The sequence below is a fragment of the Klebsiella pneumoniae complex sp. WS1778 genome (genome assembly GCF_049472055.1).
In the GTDB taxonomy this organism is placed as follows: domain Bacteria; phylum Pseudomonadota; class Gammaproteobacteria; order Enterobacterales; family Enterobacteriaceae; genus Klebsiella; species Klebsiella quasipneumoniae.
The window spans coordinates 1,725,338-1,748,800 of the sequence record NZ_JBKGTJ010000001.1; the positions used below are offsets into that span (position 1 = coordinate 1,725,338).

Below are 23,463 nucleotides of genomic sequence, written 5' to 3' on the forward strand. Positions count from 1 at the left end.
GCGCGACCCGCTTGCATTCGCCTGGGGAACGGGTAATATTGTTCCCCACGCGTCGGCACGTAGCGCAGCCTGGTAGCGCACCGTCATGGGGTGTCGGGGGTCGGAGGTTCAAATCCTCTCGTGCCGACCAAAAATCCCAGAGAAACCAGCCTTTTAAGGCTGGTTTTTTTATGTCTCTCTTTTACGCCCGTCCCCCACCTCATTGAAATTGTGCCCTTTCCGCGCCACAGCGTATAGAGTACGACTATCCTGATGGTAAATTACGTCGTAGCATCTATTATTCGACCGTATGACTCATAAGCAGGAGCGGATGACATGAGAGTTAATGGACTTACCAAAGGATTTTTCATCCTTATCGTCTTCATTGTAACCCTGGCCTTTTTTGATGTTCTCTCACCCTACTATTCCGCCATTCTCTGGGCCGCGATCCTCGCGGTGATTTTTAATCCGGTCAAAAACAAAATTCGCACCCGCCTCGGAGAGCGTAATGGCCTGGCGGCGCTGATGACCATCGTCATTATCTGCCTTATCGTGTTTACGCCGCTGGCGATTATCCTGTCGTCACTGGCCTACGAGCTGAACGTGGTGTACAGCAAACTGCAGCATAACGATACCCAGTTCCCGACGGTGGTCGCCAGCCTGATTGCCCACCTCCCCGGCTGGGCCAGAAGCTTCCTGGCAGAACATAACCTTGATAGCGCGCAGCAGATCCAGCAGCAGCTCTCCGATGTCGCCCTGAAAGGTGGCCAGTATCTGGCCGGCAGCGCGTTTCTGATTGGCAAAGGGACCTTTGGCTTTACCGTCAGCTTCGGCATCATGCTGTACCTACTGTTTTTCCTGCTGAAGGATGGACCTTACCTGGTGCTGTTGATCCTCGAATCTCTGCCGTTATCCAGCTATGTGAAGCAGCACCTGTTCGCTAAGTTCGCCGCAGTGGCCCGCGCCACGGTAAAAGGCACCGTCGCCGTGGCGCTGGCGCAGGGGGCGCTGGGCGGCTTAGCCTTCTGGATCGCCGGTCTGGACGGCAGCATTCTCTGGGGGGCGCTGATGGCGTTCCTGTCGCTTATCCCGGCGGTGGGCTCGGCTATTATCTGGGTGCCGGCGGCTATTTACCTTTTTGCTACCGGCCAGTTGTGGCAGGGCGCCTTTATCGTGGGCTTCTTTGTCGTTGTGATTGGTCTGGTGGACAATATTCTGCGTCCGCTGTTGGTGGGCAAGGATACCAAGATGCCGGACTACTTGATCCTGATCGCCACTTTAGGCGGCATGGAGATCTACGGTATCAATGGATTCGTGATCGGGCCACTGATCGCCGCCTTGTTTATCGCCTGCTGGAATTTGCTGTCGGGACGGGAACATGCTGGCAACACCGATGAAATCGATGAAGAGTTTATTGAGGAGGCGAAAAATAGCCGTACTGAATAGCTTCTCCGGCAGGCGTCTGGCGGCCCGCCAGCGCCTCTGTTGCGCTCTGAACGCTGCCCTTTTGCCAGTAGATAACACTGTTCACTTTGCAAAAAATGGTAAATAAATCTTAACATTCAGCTAAGTAATGATAGGCTATCCCTGTCAGGAACGAAAATAAAGGATGATCAACCGTGAAAAAAATCACTACGCTAGCCGTTTCTCTGCTCACCGCCGCCTGCATGTCTGCCGGCGCCCTGGCCGCAGACCAGCCGCTGGAAAAAGTCGCGCCGTTCCCGAAAGCGGAAAAAGGCATGAAGCGTCAGGTTATTCAGCTGCCGCAGCAGCAGGATGAGTCGGCGTTGAAGGTTGAGCTGATGATCGGCCAGACGCTGGAAGTCGACTGCAACCACCATCGTTTTGGCGGGCAGCTGGAAAGCAAAACCCTGGAAGGCTGGGGTTATGACTACTATGTCTTTGATAAGCTGAGCGGCCCGGTATCCACCATGATGGCCTGCCCGGACGGCAAGAAAACGAAGAAATTTGTTACTGCCGGCCTCGGCGATGACGCTATGCTGCGCTACAACAGCAAGCTGCCGATCGTTATCTACACGCCGACTAATGTCGATGTAAAATATCGCATCTGGCGCGCCGACGAGACTATCGGCAACGCCGAGATCCGCTAAGGCGCGCAATTGAATCAGCAATAAAACAACGGCAGCCCGCAGGCTGCCGTTTTTGTCAGAGCGCGATGTCCGCCATCGGCTTGCCGCCGCTCAGCGGCTTCAGCTCCGCCTGCGGAGCTTCATCCGCCGCCGCGGCCGGCTCATATTTCAGCTCCAGCACTTCACTGGTCCACGCCAGCGCTTTCTCAATCTCCGCCGGGTTGCCATCAAGGCGAATACCGTAGGTCGGGATGATCGCCTTCAGCCTGGCCTGCCATTCGGGCGAATTCACTTTGTCTTTAAACACTTTTTCCATCAGCTGCAGCATGATAGGCGCCGCGGTGGAGGCGCCTGGCGATGCGCCGAGCAGCGCCGCGACGGTGCCTTCGTCATCGCTGACCACTTCGGTGCCCAGGCGCAGTACCCCGCCCTTCTTCGCATCGCGCTTGATGATCTGCACGCGCTGACCGGCCTGCCACAACCGCCAGTCCTCTTTCCGCGCTTCCGGATAGTATTCGCACAGCGCGGCCAGACGATCTTTATCTTTCTGCATCACCTGGCTAATCAGGTATTTCACCAGATCGAAGTTGTCCAGGCCGACGTTAAGCATCGGCAGGATATTCGAGGTATTGGTCGAGGCCAGCAGATCCCACAGCGAACCGTTCTTCAGGAAGCGGGTCGAGAAGGTCGCGAACGGCCCGAACAGCACCACGCGTTTACCGTCGATAATACGGGTATCGATGTGCGGCACTGACATCGGCGGCGCGCCCACTTCGGCCTGGCCGTAAACCTTCGCCAGATGGTGGTTTACTACCTCCGGATTTTCGCAGACCAGGAACTGGCCGCCGACCGGGAAGCCGGCATACTCTTTGGCCTGCGGAATGCCGGTTTCCTGCAGCAGGGTCAGCGCCGCGCCGCCGGCGCCGATAAAGATAAATTTGGCTTTAATAACCCGCTTCTGACGACGGTTGTCGGCATCCGCGAGGGTCACCGTCCAGCTCTTGTCGGCGTTGCGCTTGAAGCGACGCACCACGGTGCCCAGCTGCAGGGAGAAATTATCATGCTTTTGCAGGCTGGCGATCAGCTGGCGGGTGATTTCGCCATAGTTGACGTCGGTTCCCATTTCCGTACGGGTGGCGGCCACCTTTTGCAGCGGGTCGCGGCCTTCCATCACCAGCGGCGCCCAGGCTTTGATCTGCTGATGGTCTTCAGAATAACGAATGCCGCGGAACAGTTCGCTCTGCTGCAGCGCCGCATAGCGCGCGCGCAGGAAGTTGACGTTATCTTCGCCCCACACAAAGCTCATGTGCGGCACGCTGTTAATGAATGATTTTGGTTTGTTCAGGACGCCGCGCGTCACCTGATGCGCCCAGAACTGACGCGAGATGTGGAAGGCTTCGTTGATGTCGACCGCTTTGTCGATATTGATGCCGTTGGCGGTCTGCGGCGTATAGTTCAGCTCCATCAGCGCCGCGTGGCCGGTACCCGCATTGTTCCACCCGTTTGAGCTCTCTTCCGCCACGCTGGACATCTGCTCAACCATGGTAATAGACCAGTCTGGCTCAAGCTCCTGCAGCCAGGTTCCCAGTGTGGCGCTCATAATGCCGCCGCCAATCAACAATACATCCGTCTCTTGCTCATGGCGGGTGTTGGTCCGAGTGCTGTTGGGACCAACCGCCTGTGAGCGTGGTACGGCCATCTTTTTATTCATCGGATTTGAGCCTTACTTTACTCGCTGTTTTATTTAGCGCAGGTGATACGATTGTCACCCCTCACGTTACCACCGAAGCTCAAAAATTTAAATATTGTTTAAATTTTAAGTTCTGTTTTGAGATCCGTTATAAAAATGTTTAATAAATGTATACACCAAATCACTTTTTGTACTGGTGCCCTGGCAGATTCCGCGCTATCATCCCTGGTTTTGTGACAGACCGCACGGAAGCAGGGCCTGACACCGCTCCTCCTTTTTTTATAATCTGCGAACTTTTTTTATGCCCCCAGTTTCAGACCCCGCCGCTTCCGGCAACCTGCGTCCAATCCTTCGTTCTCCGTCGCTGCTGACGCGCGAAGTCCTGGCCGGCGTGCTCACCGCCCTGGCGTTAATTCCTGAAGTGATTTCGTTTTCGGTTATTGCCGGCGTTGACCCGCAGGTGAGCCTGATTGCTTCCGTCGTGCTCTGTCTGGCGATGTCGCTACTCGGCGGACGCCCGGCGATGGTCACCGCCGCCGCGGGATCAGTGGCGCTGGTCATTGGCCCGATGGTGCATCAGCACGGCGTGGGTTACATTCTGCCAGCCGTCATTCTGGCGGGTATGATTCAAATTTTGTTTGGTCTGTGCGGCATGGCGCGCCTGATGCGCTTTATTCCCCCGGCGGTGATGACCGGGTTCGTCAACGCCCTCGGGATCCTGATTTTCTTCGCCCAGGTGCCGCACTTCTGGAGCCGCCAGCCGCTGATCGTCGGCCTGTTCGTCCTGACGCTGCTTATCGTTCTGTGGGCGCCGCGCTTTATTAAGACTATCCCGGCGCCGCTGATCGCCATCGTCGCGCTCACTCTCTATACCGCGACCACCGGCCAGCTGCTGCCGACCGTGGGTGATGAAGGGTCAATGAGTGGCGGCCTGCCGGGGTTCACCGCCCTGACCGTTCCCCTGAACCTGACCACCCTGCAGATAATCTGGCCGTGCGCCCTCAGCATCGCCTTTGTCGGCCTCATGGAGTCTCTGCTGACGGCTAAGCTGGTGGATGACCTGACCCATACGCCGTCGAATAAATCGCGGGAGAGCGCCGGGCTGGGGATCGCCAACATCCTTGCCGGCTGTTATGGCGGTATCGCCGGCTGCGCGATGATCGGCCAGACTATCGTTAACGTGGAAATGGGCCGGGCCCGCAGCCGTCTCTCAACGGTTATCGCCGGCCTGGTGCTGCTCCTGCTGGTGACAGCGCTCAGCCAGGTGATGGCGAAGATCCCGATGGCGGTCCTGGCCGGGGTGATGGTGATCGTGGCGGTGAAGACCTTTAGCTGGCACAGCATTCTCCCGGGCGAGCTGGCGCGCAATCCGTGGCCGGAAACGCTGGTGATGCTGGTGACCGTCGCCGCGACGGTGGGAACCAGCAATCTGGCGATTGGCGTGCTGGCGGGGATTGTCGCGATGGCGATCATCCCCCGCCGCCTGCGGGCAAAAGCGCAGGCTACATCAGAAACAGCGTCGCCAGACCCAGAAAAATAAAGAAGCCGCCGGTGTCGGTGATAGCGGTGATCATTACGCTGGAGCCGACCGCCGGGTCACGCCCCAGCTTCACCATGACCATCGGGATTATCACGCCCATCATCGCCGCCATCAGCAGGTTGAGCATCATGGCCAGCGTCATCACCCCGCCAAGCTGTGGATCGTCATACAGCCACCAGGTGATGGCCCCCATGATCCCGCCCCACACCAGGCCATTAATCAGTGCAACGCCCATTTCACGCAGGATCAGAAAGGTAAAGCTGCCGGGCTGGATCTGCTGCAGCGCCATCGCCCGAACGATCATGGTGATCGTCTGGTTGCCGGTATTGCCGCCGATCCCGGCGACGATCGGCATCAGCGAGGCCAGCGCCACCAGCTGTGAAATGGTATGTTCGAAGCCGTCGATGACCCTGGAAGCGATAAACGCCGTACACAGGTTCACCGCCAGCCACGCCCAGCGCGTTTTCACCGCTTTGCTGACCGGGGCGAAGACATCTTCTTCATCGCTCAGGCCGCCCATCCGCCGCAGATCGTTGTCGGTCTCTTCATAGACCACATCGACGATCTCATCGATGGTCAGACGGCCGATCAGTTTGCCATCGGCATCGATAACGGCGGCGCTGAGCAAGTCATCACGCTCGAAGGTGCGCGCCACCTTCTCCGCTTCTTCATGCGGCTGAAAGGTGACCGGATCGCCCTCCATCACCTCCCCCACCCGCTTCTGCGCATCGTTGAGCAGAATGGTCTGCAGCTCCAGCTCGCCGAGCAGCAGCTTATTGCGGGTGGTGACGAACAGTTTATCGGTGTTCTCCGGCATTTTCCCGAGACGCCGCAGATAGCGCTGGACCGCCGCCAGGGTGGCCTCCGGCCGCACCGTAATGACCTCAAACTCCATGATCGACCCGACGCTGTTGTCGGCGTAGCGCATAATCTGGCGAATACGGGCGCGCTTCTCAGCCGGCAGGGTCGCCAGCAACCGTCCGGTCAGATTGCGCGGCAGATGCTGCAGCAGGTAAACCTGTTCATCGATATCCAGCGGCTGCATCGCCTGCAGCAGCTCGTGGTCGCTCATCTTATCGATGAGGTCGCCCCAGACGTTTTCTGAAGCTTCCAGCAGCACTTCGCCGCGTTTATCGTCGGGCACCAGGCACCACAGCGCGGTGCGGGCGTCATAGGGGAGCGCTTCCAGCGCATCGGCGAGATCCGGCGGCGGCAGATGCGAGACCAGCATTTCCACTTCAGCCAGGTCATCGGCCAGCGTCCCTTCATCGTAACGTTCGGCCAGCGTCAGTTTGCCCAGCAGCGCGGAGGTCACCGCTTTATCGGTGCTCAAGAGCCAAATCAGACGGGCGCGCTCTTCGTCACGCAAGCGGGCGCTTTTTTTATGCAAAACGGACATCGGTCAGGCAATCCTTTTGAGAATAGTGAGCCGGCCTGCGGGCCGGAAGCCTTAAGCATAGCGCGAGGAGGGGGAAATAATAACCGTCAGCACTGTAGACGCTGAAAATTTCAGCGGCGCCCGGCTTTCCCCGGGCGCGCAGCGTGAATCAGGCCGTGCGGGCCACCGCATCGCGGGAGGCCTGCGCCCGCTCTTCGCCAGTGAGCTCGGACAGCTGCCCTGCACGCATCTCCAGCAGGCGATCGGCGTGCTGGAAGTAGTGATCGTCATGGCTGATGGCAAACACGGTTTTCCCCATCTGCTTCATCAGCGGCAGCAGGACCTGGTAGAACTCGCGGCGGAAATGCGGATCCTGATCCGCTGCCCATTCATCCAGCAGAATGATATCCCGGGACTCGGCCAGCGCCAGCAGGAGCGCCACGCGCTTCTTCTGCCCTTTCGACAGCCGCAGGTCGCCGATCTTACCGTTTTCCAGCTGCAGCTTGTGGGCCATTTGCAGACGCTCCAGCCACGTTGCCACCAGCGCCGGATCGGCCTCTTCGCCCTGCGGCCCGAGCAGACGGTCGAACAACCAGACGTCAGTAAACACCGCGGAGAACAGTTTGCGGTACGCCTCCGGTTTATCCGCCGCCAGCGGCTGGCCGTCCACCAGAATCTGACCGGAAATCGGCTGATACAGGCCGGTCAGGAGCATCGCCAGGGTTGATTTGCCGCTGCCGTTGCCGCCGATGAGAAACACCAGCTCGCCGCGTTTTAGCGTCAGATTAAGCGGCCCTACCGCAAAGCGCTGGTCCGGATAATGGAAGGTGACATCGCGCAGCTCCAGCGTCTGCCAGTCAGCCTGCGGCTGCGGCCGGGGGAAATCCGCCCGGTAAGGGGCGAGCGAGAACTGGCGCAGCTTGTTGAACGCCACCTGGGCGCTAAGCAGCGTGGGCAGCGCGCCGACGGCGGAGAGCAGCGGCGTGCGCAGAAATAGCAGCGTCAGGGAGTAGGTCGCCGCCACAGCGGTATCGGCCCAGCCGAGGCTGTTGGCCATCCAGAACACCAGCCCGATGGCGCCAAGCATCATAATATTCGACCAGTTGACCGCGCTGAGATGGAAGGTATCGGCGCGAACGATGTGGTGCCGGTAGTCGCGGGCGTCCGGGAGATAGAGCTGATTAAACACATACTCCGCGCGCTCCCGGTTGAGGGTCAGCTCTTTGCGCCCTTCCAGCACCGTCTGGTAGTCGTGATAGAGCTTATCTTCCGTTTCGCGCAGGCTGGCCATATGTTTGTACACCCGCGACACCAGCACAAAGCCGCCCCAGATGGTGAGCGCCATCCACAGCGCCGTCACCAGCATCATTTTTCCTGACAGCCAGGCCAGATAAGCGGCGGAGCCGAAGGTGAGAATGATCCCCTGCACCAGCTCAGGGAGGCGTACAAAGGCGATGGTAATATTGCGGATATCGCTGGTCAGCCCGGCAAGCAGCGACGCGCTGCCGATCTTCTCCACCTGTTCAATCTGGGTATCGAGGATGCGTTTCACAAACTCGCCGCGCAGGCGAAAAACAAAATGGTGGCCGAGGGTGGTCAGCGCCAGCTGCGAGCCCAGGGTCACCGCCATTAACAGCCCCAGCAGGCCAAGAAATTCCGGCAGCACCCGCAGCGAGGTATCGACAGTGGCGATCAGGCGCATGTTAATAAAAGCGATTAAGCCGATACCCAGCGCGGCGCTGAGCAGGCTAAGGGCAATAACGCCCAGAAACGGCCAGCGATACTGGCGCCAGACGAGAGAAAGAAGTTCCATAACAGGCTATCCGGAAAAGCAAAACAGCCAGCAGTTTAAACGGCTCGCCGGTGACATCAAGAATAATTCTTATTTTAATCGCCGGGACGGCCCGCCTGCCGAAAGGTGAGGTTATATCGACAGTCGCCGGTCTCGGGATGATGGCCCGCTTTCAGCGGCTGAATGCCATGATAAAACAGGCGCGACTCCCCGCCCCAGACCACCACATCGCCATGCTCCAGCAACAGCCGCTGCAGCGGGTCGCTGCGCTGCAACCCGCCAAACTGAAAGATGGCCGGCAGGCCCAGGGAGACCGAGACGATCGGCGCCCGCAGATCCTGTTCATCTTTATCCTGATGCAACGACAGCTTTGCGCCGGGCTGGTAGCGGTTAATCAGACAGGCGTCGGGGGAAAAGCCCGGATAGCCGCCGGCCGCGGCTGCCGCCAGCGCCAGTTCACGGAATACGGCCGGCATCAGCGGCCAGGTGTGACGGGTGACCGGATCGACCGGGGCGTAGAGGTAGCCGTGGCGATCGGTGGTCCAGCCCAGCCGGCCGCAGTTGGTCATCGCGACCGACATGGTGTACCCGCCCGGCGTGACCATCTGGCGAAACGGCGACTGGCGGGCGACGTCGGCAATCGCCTGCAGCAGCCCTGGGGCACGCTCGCGGGCAAAGCGGCGAAGCACCACCGCGCCGGGGGCCAGCGGCTCCTGCCACGGTGGGGTATCGCTAAACAGATCGAGCATTACTCCTCCTCTCGTTGCGCCTCGCGCGCCAGCAGCTGCGCTTTTCGCGCCGTTCCCCAGCGATAACCGGATAGTGCGCCATCTTCACGCACCACCCGATGGCAGGGAACGATCACCGCCAGTGAATTCGCCGCGCAGGCGCCGGCCACGGCTCTTACCGCCCGCGGCTGGCCAATATGCTCGGCCACCTGGCGGTAGCTGCGGGTCTCCCCCGCCGGGATCTGCCGCAGCGCCTGCCAGACCTGCAGCTGGAACGCGGTGCCCCGCAGATCCAGCGGCAGCGACACCGGCCGCCGGCTGTCGTCGAGGTGGGCGAAAATCTCCGCCATCTGACGACGAAACTCAGGGTCGCCCTGACGCAGCTCGGCGCGGGGAAAGCGCTGGCGCAGGTCGCCGAGCAATGCAGCATCGTTATCACCCGGCAGCACAGCGCAGACGCCGCGTTCACTTTGCGCCACCAGGCAGCGGCCCAGCGCGCAGTCGCCCGTCGTCCAGGTCACCACGGTGGCGGCGCCGCCGCGACGAAACTGGCTGGCGGTCATCCCTAATGCGGCATCGGCCTGGCGATAATAGCTGCTGCTGTCGGGAAAGCCGGCCGCCAGCGCGGCGCGGGTCACCGGTTTCCCCTGCTCCAGCGCCTCGCGCAGGCGTCGCGCGCGCCACGCCTGCTGCCAGGCTTTCGGGGTCATGCCGGTGACGGATTTGAATAAACGGTGGAAATGAAACGGGCTGACCGCCAGCTCGCGCGCCAGCGCCTCGAGGGTCAGGGGCGCCTCCTGCTCCAGCAGCCGACAGGCCTGCGCCACCTTGTCGATCCTTTGCTGCTGCGGAGAGTCTTTATCCGGCTGGCAGCGTTTGCAGGGGCGGAATCCCGCCGCCACGGCAGCAGCGACGTCGGCAAAAAAGCGCACGTTTTCCCGCCGCGCGCGCCGCGAGCGGCAGGAGGGACGGCAGCAGACGCCGGTGGTCAGTACCGCAAAGACGAACTGACCATCGGCCCGGGTATCACGCTCGCAGACCGCCTGCCAGCGGCGGTCATCGGTATCGGCAACTATCGGTTTCATCACGGGTCTCCTGCTGTAAGTGTATCCTCAGTCTGCGGTAAAGCCCGCAGCAAAAAACCCGCAATCTTGCTTTTTAATTTTTTTCGCCGACGAGGAAGGTACGGAACTGCGGCGACATCCAGGTTTTAAAGCCCTCCCCCTCTTTGACGATCATGTAGACCGCCAGGCCCTGCTCGCGCACCACCTGCTGCGCTTTTTCCGGCCCCAGCACCATCAGCCCGGTATCCCAGCCGTCCGCCTCCAGCGCCGTTGGCGCAATGACGGTCACGGAGACCAGCTTATGGGTTATCGGCTGCCCGGTCTGCGGATCGATGACGTGCGAGATACGTTTGCCATCGAGTTCATAGTAGTTGCGATAGCTGCCGGAGGTGCTGATGCCGTGACCATTGATGTCGACAATCGCCTGAACGGCGTTTTCCTGGTCGGTCGGTTTCTGGATCGCCACCCGCCAGGGCTTACCTTCGCCGTTCATCCCGCGGCTCACCAGCGCCCCGCCCACCGACACCAGATAGCGGGAGATCCCTTCCTGCTCCATCAAGCGCGCGAGGTGGTCGGCGGCATAGCCTTCCCCCACGGTGGAGAGGTCGACAAACAGATCGGGAATATCTTTTTGCAGGAACTGCCTGCCGCTCTGATTGATAACCTGCAGATGCTGCAGGCCGGTGCGCGCTTTCGCCGCGGCGATCGCCTGCGCATCCGGAGTGGCGACCGGCTGTTTATCCGGGCCAAAGCCCCACAGATTGACCAGCGGCCCGACGGTGATATCCATCGCGCCATGCGTTTTTGCGCCAATCCGCAGCGACAGGGTCACGATGTCCGCCATCGCTTCGCTCACCGGCCAGGGCCGGGTATCCGCCGCGTGGTTGAAACGCATCAGCGCCGAGTCGTTTTTCCAGGTCGACAGCAGGCGATCGTCGGCGTCCAGCTGGGCCTGAACCTTGGCGCGCAGCGCCTGGGCCTTTGCCTCATCCACGCCGATAACGCTGACCCGCCAGAAGGTGCCCATTGTTTTACCATCTAGCACGGTGGCCGTTGATGCGGGTGTCGCGGGAGTGGTGGCTGAATCGCAGCCAGAGAAGAGTACGCAGGCGCCCAACAGCGCGGCGCGAAAGAAAGTCATATCCATTAATCGAGGCTCCTCTTACCAGGGCGACAAGAGTATACCAGCGAGGTTAAACCGGACATAAAAAAAGGCGCCAGAGGCGCCTTTTTGTTATGCAGCTTGCAACTTAGAACTGGTAAACCAGGCCCAGTGCAACCACGTCGTCGGTAGAGATACCAGCGCGACGAGTGAAATCGTTTTCGTCCAGCAGGTTGATTTTGTAGTCAACATAGGTGGACATGTTTTTGTTGAAGTAGTAGGTCGCGCCAACGTCAACATATTTCAGCAGGTCCTGGTCGCCGTAACCTTCGATGTCCTTACCTTTAGACTGCAGGTAAGCTACGGACGGACGCAGACCGAAGTCGAACTGGTACTGAGCAACCACTTCGAAGTTCTGTGCTTTGTTAGCAAAACCGCTAATAGAATCAGATTCTCCGTTGCCGCTGAAACGAGTTGCGTTGTAGGTCTGGGTGTACTGAGTCGCCAGGTAAATGTTGTTGGCGTCGTATTTCAGACCACCGGTGTAGGTTTCAGCGTTGTCGCCACGGCCTTTATCCAAACGATTCTGATCGCCGTTACGTTTGGAGTGCGAGTACGCGAAACCAGCGCTGATGCCATCATAGATGTCATAGGTCAGAGAGGTACCGAAGCCGTCACCGTTCTGTTTCAGAGCGCCACGACCGTTGTTGGTCGGAGAAGTACCTTCACCGCTGACGCTGCCGTTTTTACCCTGATACTGCAGAGCAAAGTTCAGGCCGTCAACCAGACCGAAGAAGTCAGAGTTACGATAGGTTGCAACGCCGTTAGCACGGGACTGCAGGAAGTTGTCAGAACCGTAGGTGTCGCCGCCGAATTCCGGCAGAACGTCGGTCCAGGACGTTACGTCGTATACTACGCCGTAGTTACGACCGTAGTCGAAAGAGCCCGCGTCGCCAAATTTCAGACCGGCGAATGCCAGACGAGTCCATGCCTGATCGCTGGAGCTTTCAGTGTTGTTCGCCTGAACGTTGTATTCCCACTGGCCGTAACCGGTCAGCTGGTCGTTGATCTGAGTTTCGCCTTTCACGCCTACACGCATGTAGGTCTGGTCGCCGTCGACGCTCTTGTCGTCAGAGAAGTAGTGCAGACCGTCAATTTTACCGTACAGGTCTAATTTGTTGCCGTCTTTGTTATAAATTTCAGCCGCATTTGCTGCGCCTGCTACCAGCAGAGCCGGTACCAGGAGGGACAGTACTTTAACTTTCATGTTATTAACCCTCTGTTTGTTATATGCCTTTTATTATGCCACTGCTTACTGATTACCCTTCTAATCAGTCGGCTATTTCATTGTGCTGCAAAATGCAGAATAATCCAACAAGAATATGATACTAAAACTTCTAAGATGTTTCAAAGTTCCCACAAGATGTTTCAATTTGTAAATATGGCGGAACTTTTTTTTACCCCAAAATGGCCAGGGAAATACGCACTAATAATCAAAAAAATTATTTAGCCATTTAAAATCAACACGATATACAAAACTAAGTCTATAGCACTGAATGGTAAAACAAAATGATCATCGGTGACTAAAATAATAGTCGCTATCATCATTAACTTTATTTATTACCGTCATTCAGTTCTGAATGTCTGTTTACCCCTATTTCAACCGGATGCCTCGCATCCGGTTTTTTTTACCCTTCTTTACACAACTTTAATTTATCTGTGCTATAGCCAATGATTCCCTAACGACTATTAATCAATCAATTAGGCCGTCTTTTGCGCTTATTCTGCCAATGTCTTGTTATTTCGTGCGATTCCTGGCTTTTGTTTCTGTCAATATCGTCACTGGTCAGTCTTGCGGACGCGGTTTCATTTACGCTTCGTTTCTAAGATAATTCCTGGGCGGTATCGCGCCGCTGGCACCAATCTGTAGTATGGATTTACGCCATTAGCCTTTATACTGCCTGCAGCATCTGCTTTGTTGCCAGTTACTCTGGCGCTACATCCTGTTTACAAACAATGATGAGTCGTTCAGCCACAAGATGACCCCGAAAAAATTCTCTCTGATCCCCGGCAACATCAGCCGCTTCTTCATTTTGATGGTTATTGTCCTGCTGGCGACGATGGGGGTGATGATTCAAAGCGCCGTCAATGCCTGGCTGAAAGAGAAGAGCTATCAGGTAGTTGATGTCTCCCATGCCCTGCACCAACGCATTGATACCTGGCGCTATGCCACCTGGCAGATCTACGACAATATCGCCGCCACCTCCGCCAACACCGCCAGCGGCGGTCTGCAGGAGACGCGTTTAAAGCAGGACGTGTACTATCTGGAGAAGCCCCGGCGTAAAACCGAAGCCCTGATCTTTGGCTCCCACGACAGTTCGACCCTCGAGATGACGCAGAAAATGTCCGATTATCTGGATATTTTGTGGGGCGCGGAGACCATTCCGTGGTCGATGTACTATCTCAATGGGCTGGACAATAGCCTGATCCTTATCTCCACCCTGCCGTTGAAGGACCTCTCCTCAAGCTTTAAAGAGTCAACGATCAGCAGCGTGGTGGAATCCCGGCGCGCGGAAATGCTGCTGCAGGCCAATACCCTTGATGAGCGCGAGACCTTCTCGCCGCTGCGCCATCTTGCCTGGCAGAACGCGCACTACTTTACGTTACGTACTACCTTCAATCAGCCAGGACACCTGGCAACGGTGGTCGCCTTCGACCTGCCGATTAACGATCTGATCCCGCCGGGCATGGCGCTGGATAGCTTTCGTATCGAGCCTGATCCCACGCAAAATGTGGCCGCCAGCCCCGAGAAAGAGGCTAGCGATCATATCGGGATCACCTTCAACGGCATGCAGATTGACATCGCCACCGACATCAGCACCACCGGTATGCAGTTAGTGTGGACGGTACCGATGAGCACCATGCTGCTGGAATCCCTGCAAAACATTCTTCTGCCGCTGCTGCTTAACATTGGCCTGCTGGCGCTGGCGCTGTTCGGTTTCACGACCTTCCGGAATTATAAAGGTCGCAGCAGCACCTCGGGCGCCGGGCTCCCCTCCGCCGCCAATAGCGAACTGCGTTTACTGCGCGCCCTTAATGAAGAAATTGTTTCTTTGCTGCCGCTGGGGCTGCTGGTCCACGATCAGGAAGCCAACCGAACGGTGATCAGCAACCCGATTGCCGACCATCTGCTTCCGCACCTGAATCTGCAGAACATCACTAACATGGCGGACCAGCATCAGGGGGTGATCCAGGCCACCGTCAACAACGAACAGTATGAGATCCGCCAGTATCGCAGCCAGGTCGCGCCGCGCACGCAGATCCTGATTATCCGAGACCAGGACCGCGAAGTGCTGGTCAATAAAAAGCTCAAACAGGCCCAGCGCTTGTATGAGAAAAACCAGCAGGGCCGGACGACCTTTATGCGGCATATCAGCAGCGCCCTGAAGCAGCCAGCCCTTAACCTGGCGGCTGAGGCAGCGGCGCTCGACGGCGCGGAGAGCCGGACGCTGGCGCAGCATGCCGATGAGCTGGTCAAACTGATCGATGATATTCAGCTCGCCAACCTGCTGGAAAGCGATGCCTGGAAAACCAGCCAGTCGCTGTTCTCGGTGCAGGAGCTGATCGACGACGTCGTACCGGAGGTGCTGCCGGCGATGAAGCGCAAGGGGCTGCAGTTGCTTATCAATAACGCGCTGCCTGCCGGCGAGCAACGCTATGGCGACCGTGAAGCCCTGCGGCGCACGCTGGTACTGCTGATCCAGTATTCCATCACCACCACGCCTATCGGCAAGATCACCCTCGACGTCTGCCAGGAAGAGTCGGCCAGCGATCGCCTGACCTTCCGCATACTGGATACTGGCAACGGGGTCTCGGCAAACGAGATCGACAATATGCACTTCCCGTATCTCAATGAGACTCAGAGCGATCTGTACGGCAAAGCGAACGCCCTTACCTTCTGGTTATGTGACCGCATGACGCGCAAGCTGGGCGGGCAGTTGACCATCAAAGCGCGGGAGTCGCTGGGGACTCGCTATAGCCTGCATCTGAAAATGCCGGCCAGCGAAGAGGCGCCAGAGGCGGGAGAACATCTGCTGGATGACGTTATCGTCCTGCTGGATGTGACCTCCAGCGAAGTACGGCGGATTGTCACCCGCCAGCTGGAGAGCTGGGGGGCGTCCTGCATCACGCCGGACGATCGAGCGACAAGTCAAGCGTTCGATCTGTATTTAACGGATAATCCGTCTAATCTTACTGCTTCGGGCTTGCTTTTAAGCGATGATGAGGTTGGGATACGCAAAATCGGCCCGGGCCAACTGCGGGTCAACTTTAATATTAGCACGGCGATGCAGGAGGCTATCCTGCAGCTTATTGAGCAGCAGCTGGCGGAGGAGGCGGTTCAGCCCGCCACCTCAGGAAACGAGAGTAACGCCGAACTCCATGCCAGCGGCTATTACGCACTGTTTGCCGATACGGTACCGGATGATGTTCAGAGATTGTATACTGAAAACGAAGCGGGTGATTTTGCTGCTCTGGCGCAAACCGCCCACCGCCTCAAAGGGGCATTTGCTATGCTTAATCTGATACCCGGCAAGCAGTTATGTGAAACGCTTGAGCATCTGATTCGCGAAAAGGATGCGCAAGGCATAGAAAAATATATCAGCGACATTGACGCTTACGTCAAGAGTTTGCTGTAGAAGGTAGCCTTATACATGAACACTATGAACGTAATTATTGCCGATGACCATCCGATCGTACTGTTCGGTATTCGTAAGTCACTTGAGCAAATTGAGTGGGTGAACGTCGTTGGCGAGTTTGAAGACTCCACGGCCCTTATCAACAATCTTCCGAAGCTGGACGCCCATGTGCTGATCACCGATCTGTCCATGCCCGGTGATAAATACGGCGACGGGATCACGCTGATCAAATACATCAAGCGCCACTTCCCGGATCTGTCGATCATTGTTCTGACCATGAACAATAACCCGGCGATCCTCAGCGCGGTGCTGGATCTGGATATCGAAGGGATCGTCCTCAAGCAGGGGGCGCCGACCGATCTGCCTAAAGCGCTGGCCGCGCTGCAGAAAGGAAAGAAATTCACCCCGGAAAGCGTCTCTCGTCTGCTGGAAAAAATCAGCGCCAGCGGCTATGGCGATAAACGCCTGTCGCCGAAAGAGAGCGAAGTGCTGCGTCTGTTCGCCGAAGGCTTCCTGGTGACCGAGATCGCCAAAAAGCTGAACCGCAGCATCAAAACCATCAGTAGCCAGAAAAAGTCGGCGATGATGAAGCTGGGCGTCGAAAACGACATCGCCCTGCTGAACTACCTCTCCTCCGTCTCGCTGAGCTCGACGGACAAAGAGTAATCCCGACGCGCTCTCCGTCTCGCCCTGGCGAGACGGAGCTCCCGATTATTCCCGCCCTTTACGTACCCGCGCCGCATATACCGTCAGCGTTTGCTTCAGCACGTCAAGCGTCACCGGCTTGGACAGACAGCTGTCCATCCCCGATTCCAGACAGCGCTGCTTCTCTTCCGCCAGGGCATTGGCCGTTACGCCAATCACTGGCAGCGTCAGGCCAAGCTGACGAATGCGCTGCGTCAGGCGATAACCATCCATATTAGGCATGTTGACGTCGCTGAGCACAATATCGATGTGCTGCTTGCTGAGAACGTTGAGCGCGTCGACCCCGTCGTTGGCGGTCACGCACTGGTAGCCGAGCGATCCCAGCTGATCCGCCAGCAGGCGGCGGTTGATCGGATGATCGTCGACCACGAGAATCATCATGTCGTCGTTATTGCCGACCTGCGCCTCCGGCGCCATCAGCGCCCGGCTATTCTCCGCACTGGCCAGCGCGACGTGGAAAATACGTCCCAACAGCGGCAGCAGTTCATGCGGCGTCGTCACGCTATGCAGCCACTCGCCGGCGGCCCGCTCCTGCGGAATACCGATATGACGACGGCAGAAGATGACCATCGCCCTTCCCTGCCAGCCGCTCAGCGCTTCATCGTCAGTGAGTAAGACATCCTCGGCGTCCGGGGTTTCTCCGGCATGGCGGCGTACCGTCAGGCCGTGATAGCTGAGCAGCGAGGTGACGAACATCGCCAACGAGGTGTTGTGGATGGCCAGCCAGCAGGTCTTGCCAGCGAAACCGTCCGCCGTCACCTGCGGCGTGTTCTGCACGCCATACAGCGGGATGCGGATGGTAAAGCGGCTGCCCATTCCCGGCTCCGTTTCCACGGCGATATCGCCATCCATCATGCTGATCAGTTTTTCGCAGATCGCCAGGCCAAGGCCGGTGCCCTGGAAGTTGCGCTGCACGCCGGTCCCCACCTGGAAGAAAGGGTCGAAGAGGCGCAATACCTCTTTCGCCGGGATCCCCTCCCCGGTGTCGCGGACGCTAATCTGCAGATAATCTCCTGCGCACTGAACGTGGAGGATAATGCAGCCGGTGTCGGTGAACTTGATCGCATTGCTCAGCAGGTTTGAGATCACCTGCTGCAGACGCATCGGGTCGCCGGACATCTGTTCCGGAACGTCCGGTTCGATAAAGCAGTACAGACCCAGCTGCTTGCGCACCACCAGCGGCAGATAGTTGGCGGAGATATGGTTCATGACCTCGCGCGGGGAAAATTCCCGCGGCTCGATCTTCAACTGCTCGGACTCGATTTTGGAGAAATCGAGAATATCGCTGATGATTTTCAGCAGCAGGCTCGAGGAGTTGTTCATCGCCGTCACCAGGCGATCGACGCCTTTCGGCAAGGCTTTAGTCTGCAGCAGATCGAGGTTACCGATGATGCCATACAGCGGGGTACGCAGCTCATGGCTGACGGTGGCAAGGAACATCGATTTCGACTGGCTGGCCTGCTCCGCCGCCTGGGCCATCTCCTGCAGCGACTCCTCCATCTTCACGCGGGCGGAAACGTCCACCAGCACGCAAATCGCCACGTTTTCATTGCGATAGCGCGAGTGGACAAAGCTAATCTGCAGGTTGGTATGGTTGCTGGTCAGCACATCGACAAAGTTGACCTGCTGGCCGCAGATAATCTGCGTCAGCCGCTGGCGGTCCTCGTGGGTCAGCATGTTCAGATAGTTGTGCGCCAGCTCGTTACTGAGAATGTTGGTTCCGTCGAGGGTGCGCAGAATACAGATCCCCACCGGGGCGGAGGCCACGATTTTGCGGTTGAACTGCTCATGTTCTTCCAGCCGTTGAGCGTCATTTTCCGCCGGGATAAAAATGCGCCGCTCATACATCCGCGCCAGCGCAAACAGCATCGCGCCGCTGAGGATATTGAGAACGATGGCGTTGATGATCAGCATGCGGATCCGCTCCAGCACCTGGTCTACCGAGACGGAATAGACGATGCTCAGGGAGGACGGCGCGAGGCTTTTCTTCAGCACCAGCTCGCGGAAACCCGTGCTGTAGCCAAACCACATTCGCTCCTGCATCCACTTCGCTTCGCTCTGGACTTTGCCTTCCGCGCCGGCCAGCGAGATCAGCGGCTGGCCGTTATCGTCGAAGATCGTCACGCTCATCGGCAGGCTGCCCGGCGTAAAGAAGCTTTCCATGCGGATGGTCTGCTCCACGCCGAGCATCGCCTGCAGGCGATTGGCCATATAGATCGGCGTCAGGGCGTAAAAGTAGCCCACCCCGGGGCGCACGCCCTGGCTTATCCAGAAGAGATTGTTGCCGCGCTCGTTTTGCGGCGCATTGCGGTATTGCTCAATGCGTTGATGCAGGACTTTCAGCGCCTGATCGCGCTCAATCGGCACGTCCCGCAGGCCAAAGTTGGCCATACAGAGATTATCGCTGCCGATGAGAAAGATGCGGTTAAGGTCGTAGGCGGCGGTAAAATTATCCCGCCAGTAGCGCATAAACCACGCCAACGATTGGAGCGAATTACGCCAGGCACTACTCATTGCGCTGCAGTCGGAGTCAGGATACAGGGGTTCAAAGCTGGGGATCGCAATATCGCCGCTTTGCCCTTGCGCTACCGCATCCCCTGCCGACAGCCGGTTACCGGCGACATACTTCAGCTCTTTAATCACGTCCGCCGTACGCTGAATGTAGCGCTGGGCCTGATCGGCATTGAGATTGAGCTCCTGATGGATCTCGGCTTCCCGCTCGTGTAGCGCGTTGACGATATAAAACACAGAGACAAACGCAATCAGCAGCCACAGCAATACCGCCAGCGCTCTGAACAGATAACGTGAAACCTTCAGGGTTGTGTGGAAAGAGGCAAGATATTTCAATGTGGCGATGCTCGGCCGTCAGGGACTCAACAGAATGGGGTTAAAGTAGCGGTAAACCGGCTTTGCCGCAATGTTAATGCAAAAAGGGCCGGGAGAATACCCGGCCCTTTCAGAACATTTACCTGGGACGATTACTCTTCGTCTTCGGCGATGTCGTCATCAGTATCCGCTTCCGGGGCGATATCGTCATCGCCTTCCGCCGCGCTACCGTCGATGGCGTCCAGCTCTTCATCGTCTACCGGCTCAGCGACGCGCTGCAGACCCACCACGTTTTCATCTTCCGCGGTGCGGATGAGGATCACGCCCTGGGTGTTACGGCCCACGATGCTCACTTCGGAAACGCGGGTACGCACCAGCGTCCCGGCGTCGGTGATCATCATGATCTGATCGCAATCATCCACCTGTACGGCGCCGACCACGGAACCGTTACGCTCGGTGACTTTGATCGAGATAACGCCCTGGGTGGCACGCGACTTGGTCGGATACTCAGCCGCGGCGGTACGTTTACCGTAACCGTTTTGCGTCACCGTCAGGATCGCGCCTTCACCGCGCGGAATAATCAGCGAGACGACGCTGTCGTTTTCCGCCAGCTTAATGCCGCGTACGCCGGTGGCGGTACGGCCCATGGCGCGAACGGCATCTTCTTTGAAGCGCACGACCTTGCCGGCCGCGGAGAACAGCATCACTTCGTCCTGACCAGAGGTCAGATCGACGCCGATCAGCTCATCGCCTTCGTTCAGGTTGACCGCGATGATGCCAGCGGAACGCGGACGGCTGAACTCGGTCAGCGCGGTTTTCTTCACGGTACCGCTGGCGGTGGCCATAAAGACGTTAACGCCCTCTTCGTACTCGCGGACCGGCAGGATAGCGGTGATACGCTCATCGGCTTCCAGCGGCAGCAGGTTGACGATCGGACGACCGCGCGCGCCGCGGCTGGCTTCCGGCAGCTGATAGACCTTCATCCAGTACAGACGACCGCGGCTTGAGAAGCAGAGGATAGTGTCATGGGTGTTGGCCACCAGCAGGCGGTCAATAAAGTCTTCTTCTTTAATGCGCGCTGCCGATTTGCCTTTACCGCCACGACGCTGTGCTTCGTAGTCGGTCAACGGCTGATACTTCACATAGCCCTGATGCGACAGGGTGACCACCACGTCTTCCTGGTTGATCAGATCTTCGATGTTGATATCAGCGCTGTTGGCGGTGATTTCGGTACGACGTTCGTCGCCGAACTGGTCGCGGATCAGCTCCAGCTCTTCGCGAATCACTTCCATCAGACGGTCGGCGCTGCCGAGGATGTGCAGCAGTTCCGCGATCTGTTCCAGCAGCTCTTTATATTCGTCGAGCAGTTTTTCATGCTCAAGGCCGGTCAGTTTCTGCAGACGCAGATCCAGAATCGCCTGAGCCTGCTGCTCGGTCAGGTAGTATTTACCCTCGCGCACGCCGAACTCTGGCTCCAGCCATTCCGGACGCGCGGCGTCATCACCGGCACGTTCCAGCATCGCCGCGACATTACCGAGATCCCACGCCTGGGCAACCAGCGCCGCTTTCGCTTCAGCCGGGGTCGGCGCGCGACGGATCAGTTCGATAATCGGGTCGATGTTGGCCAGCGCCACGGCCAGCGCTTCGAGGATATGCGCCCGGTCGCGCGCTTTGCGCAGTTCAAAAATCGTACGACGGGTCACCACTTCGCGGCGGTGGCGCACGAAGGCGGCGATGATGTCTTTCAGGTTCATGATCTTCGGCTGGCCATGGTGCAGCGCAACCATGTTGATACCGAAGGAGACCTGCAGCTGGGTCTGGGAATAGAGGTTGTTGAGCACCACTTCCCCTACCGCGTCGCGCTTCACTTCAATCACGATGCGCATCCCGTCTTTATCAGACTCATCACGCAGCGCGCTGATGCCTTCCACGCGTTTTTCTTTTACCAGCTCGGCGATTTTCTCAATCAGGCGCGCTTTGTTCACCTGATAAGGAATTTCATGCACGATGATGGTTTCGCGGCCGGATTTGGCGTCCACTTCTACTTCCGCGCGCGCGCGGATGTAGACTTTACCGCGACCGGTGCGGTAGGCCTCTTCAATGCCGCGACGGCCGTTGATAATGGCGGCGGTCGGGAAATCAGGGCCAGGAATATGCGCCATCAGCCCTTCAATGCTGATGTCTTCGTCGTCGACATAGGCCAGACAGCCGTTGATCACTTCCGTCAGGTTATGCGGCGGTATGTTGGTGGCCATCCCGACGGCGATCCCGGAGGCGCCGTTTACCAGCAGGTTAGGAATTTTGGTCGGCATGACGTCCGGAATACGCTCCGTACCGTCATAGTTGTCAACGAAATCGACCGTCTCTTTTTCAAGATCGGCCATCAGCTCATGAGCGATTTTCGCCAGACGAATTTCGGTATAACGCATCGCCGCGGCGGAGTCGCCGTCGATGGAACCAAAGTTACCCTGGCCGTCCACCAGCATGTAACGCAGCGAGAACGGCTGCGCCATACGGACGATGGTGTCGTATACCGCGGAGTCGCCGTGCGGGTGGTATTTACCGATTACGTCACCAACGACACGGGCTGATTTTTTATAGGCTTTGTTCCAGTCATTGCCCAATACGTTCATGGCGTAAAGTACGCGACGGTGTACCGGCTTCAGGCCATCTCGGACATCCGGCAGCGCACGGCCAACAATGACCGACATCGCATAATCCAGATAAGAGTTCTTAAGCTCTTCCTCAATGTTGACCGGTGTAATTTCTCTCGCAAGGTCGCTCATCTAACCGCTATCCCTCTACTGTATCCCGGATTCAAAGGTCGCAAATTATAACACAGCCGCGCTAAGAGAGGTAAAGCAATACGGTTTATTCATGGCGCGCTGCTGATATACTCCCAGGTCTGAACAGAAAAGGAGTAAAAGCGCCCATGAATGCCGAAAAAACGTCGGTAGCCCCTAACGTCGATCATGCTGAAATCGCCAAATTCGAAGCCGTCGCCTCGCGCTGGTGGGATCTGGAGGGCGAGTTCAAACCGCTCCACCGCATTAATCCCCTGCGGCTGGGCTATATCGCCGAACGCTCAGGCGGCCTGTTCGGTAAAAAAGTCCTTGATGTCGGCTGCGGCGGCGGCATCCTCGCCGAGAGTATGGCGCGCGAAGGCGCGACGGTCACCGGACTGGACATGGGCGCAGAGCCGCTGCAGGTGGCGAAACTGCACGCCCTGGAGAGCGGTATTCAGGTGGAATATGTTCAGGAAACGGTTGAGGAACATGCCGCGAAGCACGCGCAGCAATACGATGTCGTCACCTGCATGGAGATGCTGGAGCACGTCCCTGACCCACAGTCGGTAGTCCACGCCTGCGCGCGGCTGGTGAAGCCTGGCGGTCAGGTCTTCTTCTCCACCATCAACCGCAACGGTAAAGCGTGGCTGATGGCGGTGGTCGGCGCGGAATATGTCATGAAGATGGTGCCCAAAGGCACCCATGATGTGAAAAAGTTTATCAAGCCGGCCGAACTGCTGGGCTGGGTAGATCAGACTACTCTGAAAGAGCAGCATATCATCGGTCTGCATTACAATCCGTTGACCAACACCTTCAAGTTGGCGCCGGGGGTTGATGTTAACTATATGTTGCATACCAGCGCCAGAAAAGCGTGACGTCAGCAGCTGCGCTTATGATGATTGCGCGGCATCAAGCCGCGTGATTATTTCTTCCGATGAAGAAATCAGCACTCGATCAAATTTTCATTTTTTTTTCTGTTTTATTGACTTCTTCTCCAGGCCTTATGCGACGTGGACTTGCGGATTATTACCCTTCCGCAACCTCAATTTAACGTCAAAATCAACCCTTGTACTCAAAAGATTCCTT

The 23,463-nt window shown here is 57.7% G+C and carries 15 protein-coding genes and 1 tRNA gene; 7 read left to right on the forward strand and 9 right to left on the reverse strand.

Going from position 1 to position 23,463, the window contains the following annotated elements; translation table 11 throughout:
* The first annotated feature begins 53 nt into the window (after positions 1-53).
* The 3 genes from ACLEXF_RS08660 (at position 54) to eco (ending at position 2,090) form a co-directional block, all read left to right on the forward strand.
* Positions 54-130, forward strand: a tRNA-Pro gene (locus tag ACLEXF_RS08660).
* 185 nt (positions 131-315) lie between these two features.
* Complete coding sequence (locus ACLEXF_RS08665; protein ID WP_004201670.1) at positions 316-1,425, forward strand: AI-2E family transporter; 1,110 nt, start codon at positions 316-318, stop codon at positions 1,423-1,425.
* 173 nt (positions 1,426-1,598) lie between these two features.
* The gene (gene eco / locus ACLEXF_RS08670; protein WP_004201671.1) at positions 1,599-2,090 is read left to right on the forward strand and encodes a serine protease inhibitor ecotin; all 492 of its coding nucleotides are present in this window, start codon (positions 1,599-1,601) and stop codon (positions 2,088-2,090) included.
* 55 nt (positions 2,091-2,145) lie between these two features.
* Here the strand turns inward: eco and mqo are convergent, their stop codons facing one another.
* Positions 2,146-3,780, reverse strand: coding sequence for a malate dehydrogenase (quinone) (gene mqo / locus ACLEXF_RS08675; protein WP_017899305.1), 1,635 nt, complete (start codon positions 3,778-3,780; stop codon positions 2,146-2,148).
* Positions 3,781-4,060: 280 nt separating this feature from the next.
* Between mqo and ACLEXF_RS08680 the strand changes: the two genes are divergently transcribed.
* Positions 4,061-5,299, forward strand: a complete 1,239-nt coding sequence (locus ACLEXF_RS08680) for a SulP family inorganic anion transporter (RefSeq protein WP_064150957.1) — start codon at positions 4,061-4,063, stop codon at positions 5,297-5,299.
* Here ACLEXF_RS08680 and mgtE read toward each other — a convergent pair.
* From mgtE to ompK36, 6 genes are all read right to left on the reverse strand, one after another.
* Positions 5,262-6,698, reverse strand: a complete 1,437-nt coding sequence (mgtE, locus tag ACLEXF_RS08685; RefSeq protein WP_004201674.1) for a magnesium transporter — start codon at positions 6,696-6,698, stop codon at positions 5,262-5,264. The two genes, ACLEXF_RS08680 and mgtE, sit on opposite strands and share 38 nt — an antisense overlap.
* 148 nt (positions 6,699-6,846) lie before the next feature.
* Positions 6,847-8,490, reverse strand: a complete 1,644-nt coding sequence (locus ACLEXF_RS08690; protein ID WP_043520285.1) for a multidrug ABC transporter permease/ATP-binding protein — start codon at positions 8,488-8,490, stop codon at positions 6,847-6,849.
* 74 nt (positions 8,491-8,564) lie between these two features.
* A complete protein-coding gene (gene alkB / locus ACLEXF_RS08695) occupies positions 8,565-9,218 on the reverse strand; it encodes a DNA oxidative demethylase AlkB (protein ID WP_023318764.1) in 654 nt (217 codons plus the stop codon).
* The gene (gene ada / locus ACLEXF_RS08700) at positions 9,218-10,282 is read right to left on the reverse strand and encodes a bifunctional DNA-binding transcriptional regulator/O6-methylguanine-DNA methyltransferase Ada (RefSeq protein ID WP_407259685.1); all 1,065 of its coding nucleotides are present in this window, start codon (positions 10,280-10,282) and stop codon (positions 9,218-9,220) included. Before ada ends, alkB begins: the two co-directional genes overlap by 1 nt.
* A gap of 73 nt (positions 10,283-10,355) precedes the next feature.
* The gene (apbE, locus tag ACLEXF_RS08705; protein ID WP_049116721.1) at positions 10,356-11,408 is read right to left on the reverse strand and encodes an FAD:protein FMN transferase ApbE; all 1,053 of its coding nucleotides are present in this window, start codon (positions 11,406-11,408) and stop codon (positions 10,356-10,358) included.
* A gap of 103 nt (positions 11,409-11,511) precedes the next feature.
* Complete coding sequence (gene ompK36 / locus ACLEXF_RS08710) at positions 11,512-12,630, reverse strand: porin OmpK36 (protein WP_004149145.1); 1,119 nt, start codon at positions 12,628-12,630, stop codon at positions 11,512-11,514.
* Between the two features lie 772 nt (positions 12,631-13,402).
* On the opposite strand from ompK36, the gene rcsD reads away from it, so the two are divergent.
* Together rcsD and rcsB are read left to right on the forward strand one after the other, a co-directional pair.
* The gene (gene rcsD, locus ACLEXF_RS08715; protein WP_423265755.1) at positions 13,403-16,060 is read left to right on the forward strand and encodes a phosphotransferase RcsD; all 2,658 of its coding nucleotides are present in this window, start codon (positions 13,403-13,405) and stop codon (positions 16,058-16,060) included.
* Positions 16,061-16,075: 15 nt separating this feature from the next.
* Complete coding sequence (gene rcsB, locus ACLEXF_RS08720; protein WP_004201684.1) at positions 16,076-16,726, forward strand: response regulator transcription factor RcsB; 651 nt, start codon at positions 16,076-16,078, stop codon at positions 16,724-16,726.
* A gap of 45 nt (positions 16,727-16,771) precedes the next feature.
* On the opposite strand, the gene rcsC is transcribed toward rcsB, so the two are convergent.
* Both rcsC and gyrA read right to left on the reverse strand, forming a co-directional pair.
* Positions 16,772-19,612 carry a two-component system sensor histidine kinase RcsC gene (rcsC, locus tag ACLEXF_RS08725; protein WP_017899297.1) on the reverse strand — a complete coding sequence of 947 codons (2,841 nt, stop codon included), beginning with the start codon at positions 19,610-19,612 and terminating at the stop codon, positions 16,772-16,774.
* Between the two features lie 131 nt (positions 19,613-19,743).
* Complete coding sequence (gene gyrA, locus ACLEXF_RS08730) at positions 19,744-22,377, reverse strand: DNA topoisomerase (ATP-hydrolyzing) subunit A (RefSeq protein WP_004201688.1); 2,634 nt, start codon at positions 22,375-22,377, stop codon at positions 19,744-19,746.
* Between the two features lie 146 nt (positions 22,378-22,523).
* Between gyrA and ubiG the strand changes: the two genes are divergently transcribed.
* The gene (gene ubiG, locus ACLEXF_RS08735; RefSeq protein WP_087832074.1) at positions 22,524-23,252 is read left to right on the forward strand and encodes a bifunctional 2-polyprenyl-6-hydroxyphenol methylase/3-demethylubiquinol 3-O-methyltransferase UbiG; all 729 of its coding nucleotides are present in this window, start codon (positions 22,524-22,526) and stop codon (positions 23,250-23,252) included.
* The last annotated feature ends 211 nt before the right edge of the window (positions 23,253-23,463 follow it).

Bases quoted from the DNA above. Each gene is read 5' to 3' on its own strand.
- ACLEXF_RS08665 (WP_004201670.1), top strand. From the start codon at position 316: ATGAGAGTTAATGGACTTACCAAAGGATTTTTCATCCTTATCGTCTTC.
- mqo (WP_017899305.1), bottom strand. From the start codon at position 3,780: ATGAATAAAAAGATGGCCGTACCACGCTCACAGGCGGTTGGTCCCAAC.
- ACLEXF_RS08680 (WP_064150957.1), top strand. From the start codon at position 4,061: ATGCCCCCAGTTTCAGACCCCGCCGCTTCCGGCAACCTGCGTCCAATC.
- mgtE (WP_004201674.1), bottom strand. From the start codon at position 6,698: ATGTCCGTTTTGCATAAAAAAAGCGCCCGCTTGCGTGACGAAGAGCGC.
- ACLEXF_RS08690 (WP_043520285.1), bottom strand. From the start codon at position 8,490: ATGGAACTTCTTTCTCTCGTCTGGCGCCAGTATCGCTGGCCGTTTCTG.
- alkB (WP_023318764.1), bottom strand. From the start codon at position 9,218: ATGCTCGATCTGTTTAGCGATACCCCACCGTGGCAGGAGCCGCTGGCC.
- ada (WP_407259685.1), bottom strand. From the start codon at position 10,282: ATGAAACCGATAGTTGCCGATACCGATGACCGCCGCTGGCAGGCGGTC.
- apbE (WP_049116721.1), bottom strand. From the start codon at position 11,408: ATGGATATGACTTTCTTTCGCGCCGCGCTGTTGGGCGCCTGCGTACTC.
- ompK36 (WP_004149145.1), bottom strand. From the start codon at position 12,630: ATGAAAGTTAAAGTACTGTCCCTCCTGGTACCGGCTCTGCTGGTAGCA.
- rcsD (WP_423265755.1), top strand. From the start codon at position 13,403: ATGACCCCGAAAAAATTCTCTCTGATCCCCGGCAACATCAGCCGCTTC.
- rcsB (WP_004201684.1), top strand. From the start codon at position 16,076: ATGAACACTATGAACGTAATTATTGCCGATGACCATCCGATCGTACTG.
- gyrA (WP_004201688.1), bottom strand. From the start codon at position 22,377: ATGAGCGACCTTGCGAGAGAAATTACACCGGTCAACATTGAGGAAGAG.
- ubiG (WP_087832074.1), top strand. From the start codon at position 22,524: ATGAATGCCGAAAAAACGTCGGTAGCCCCTAACGTCGATCATGCTGAA.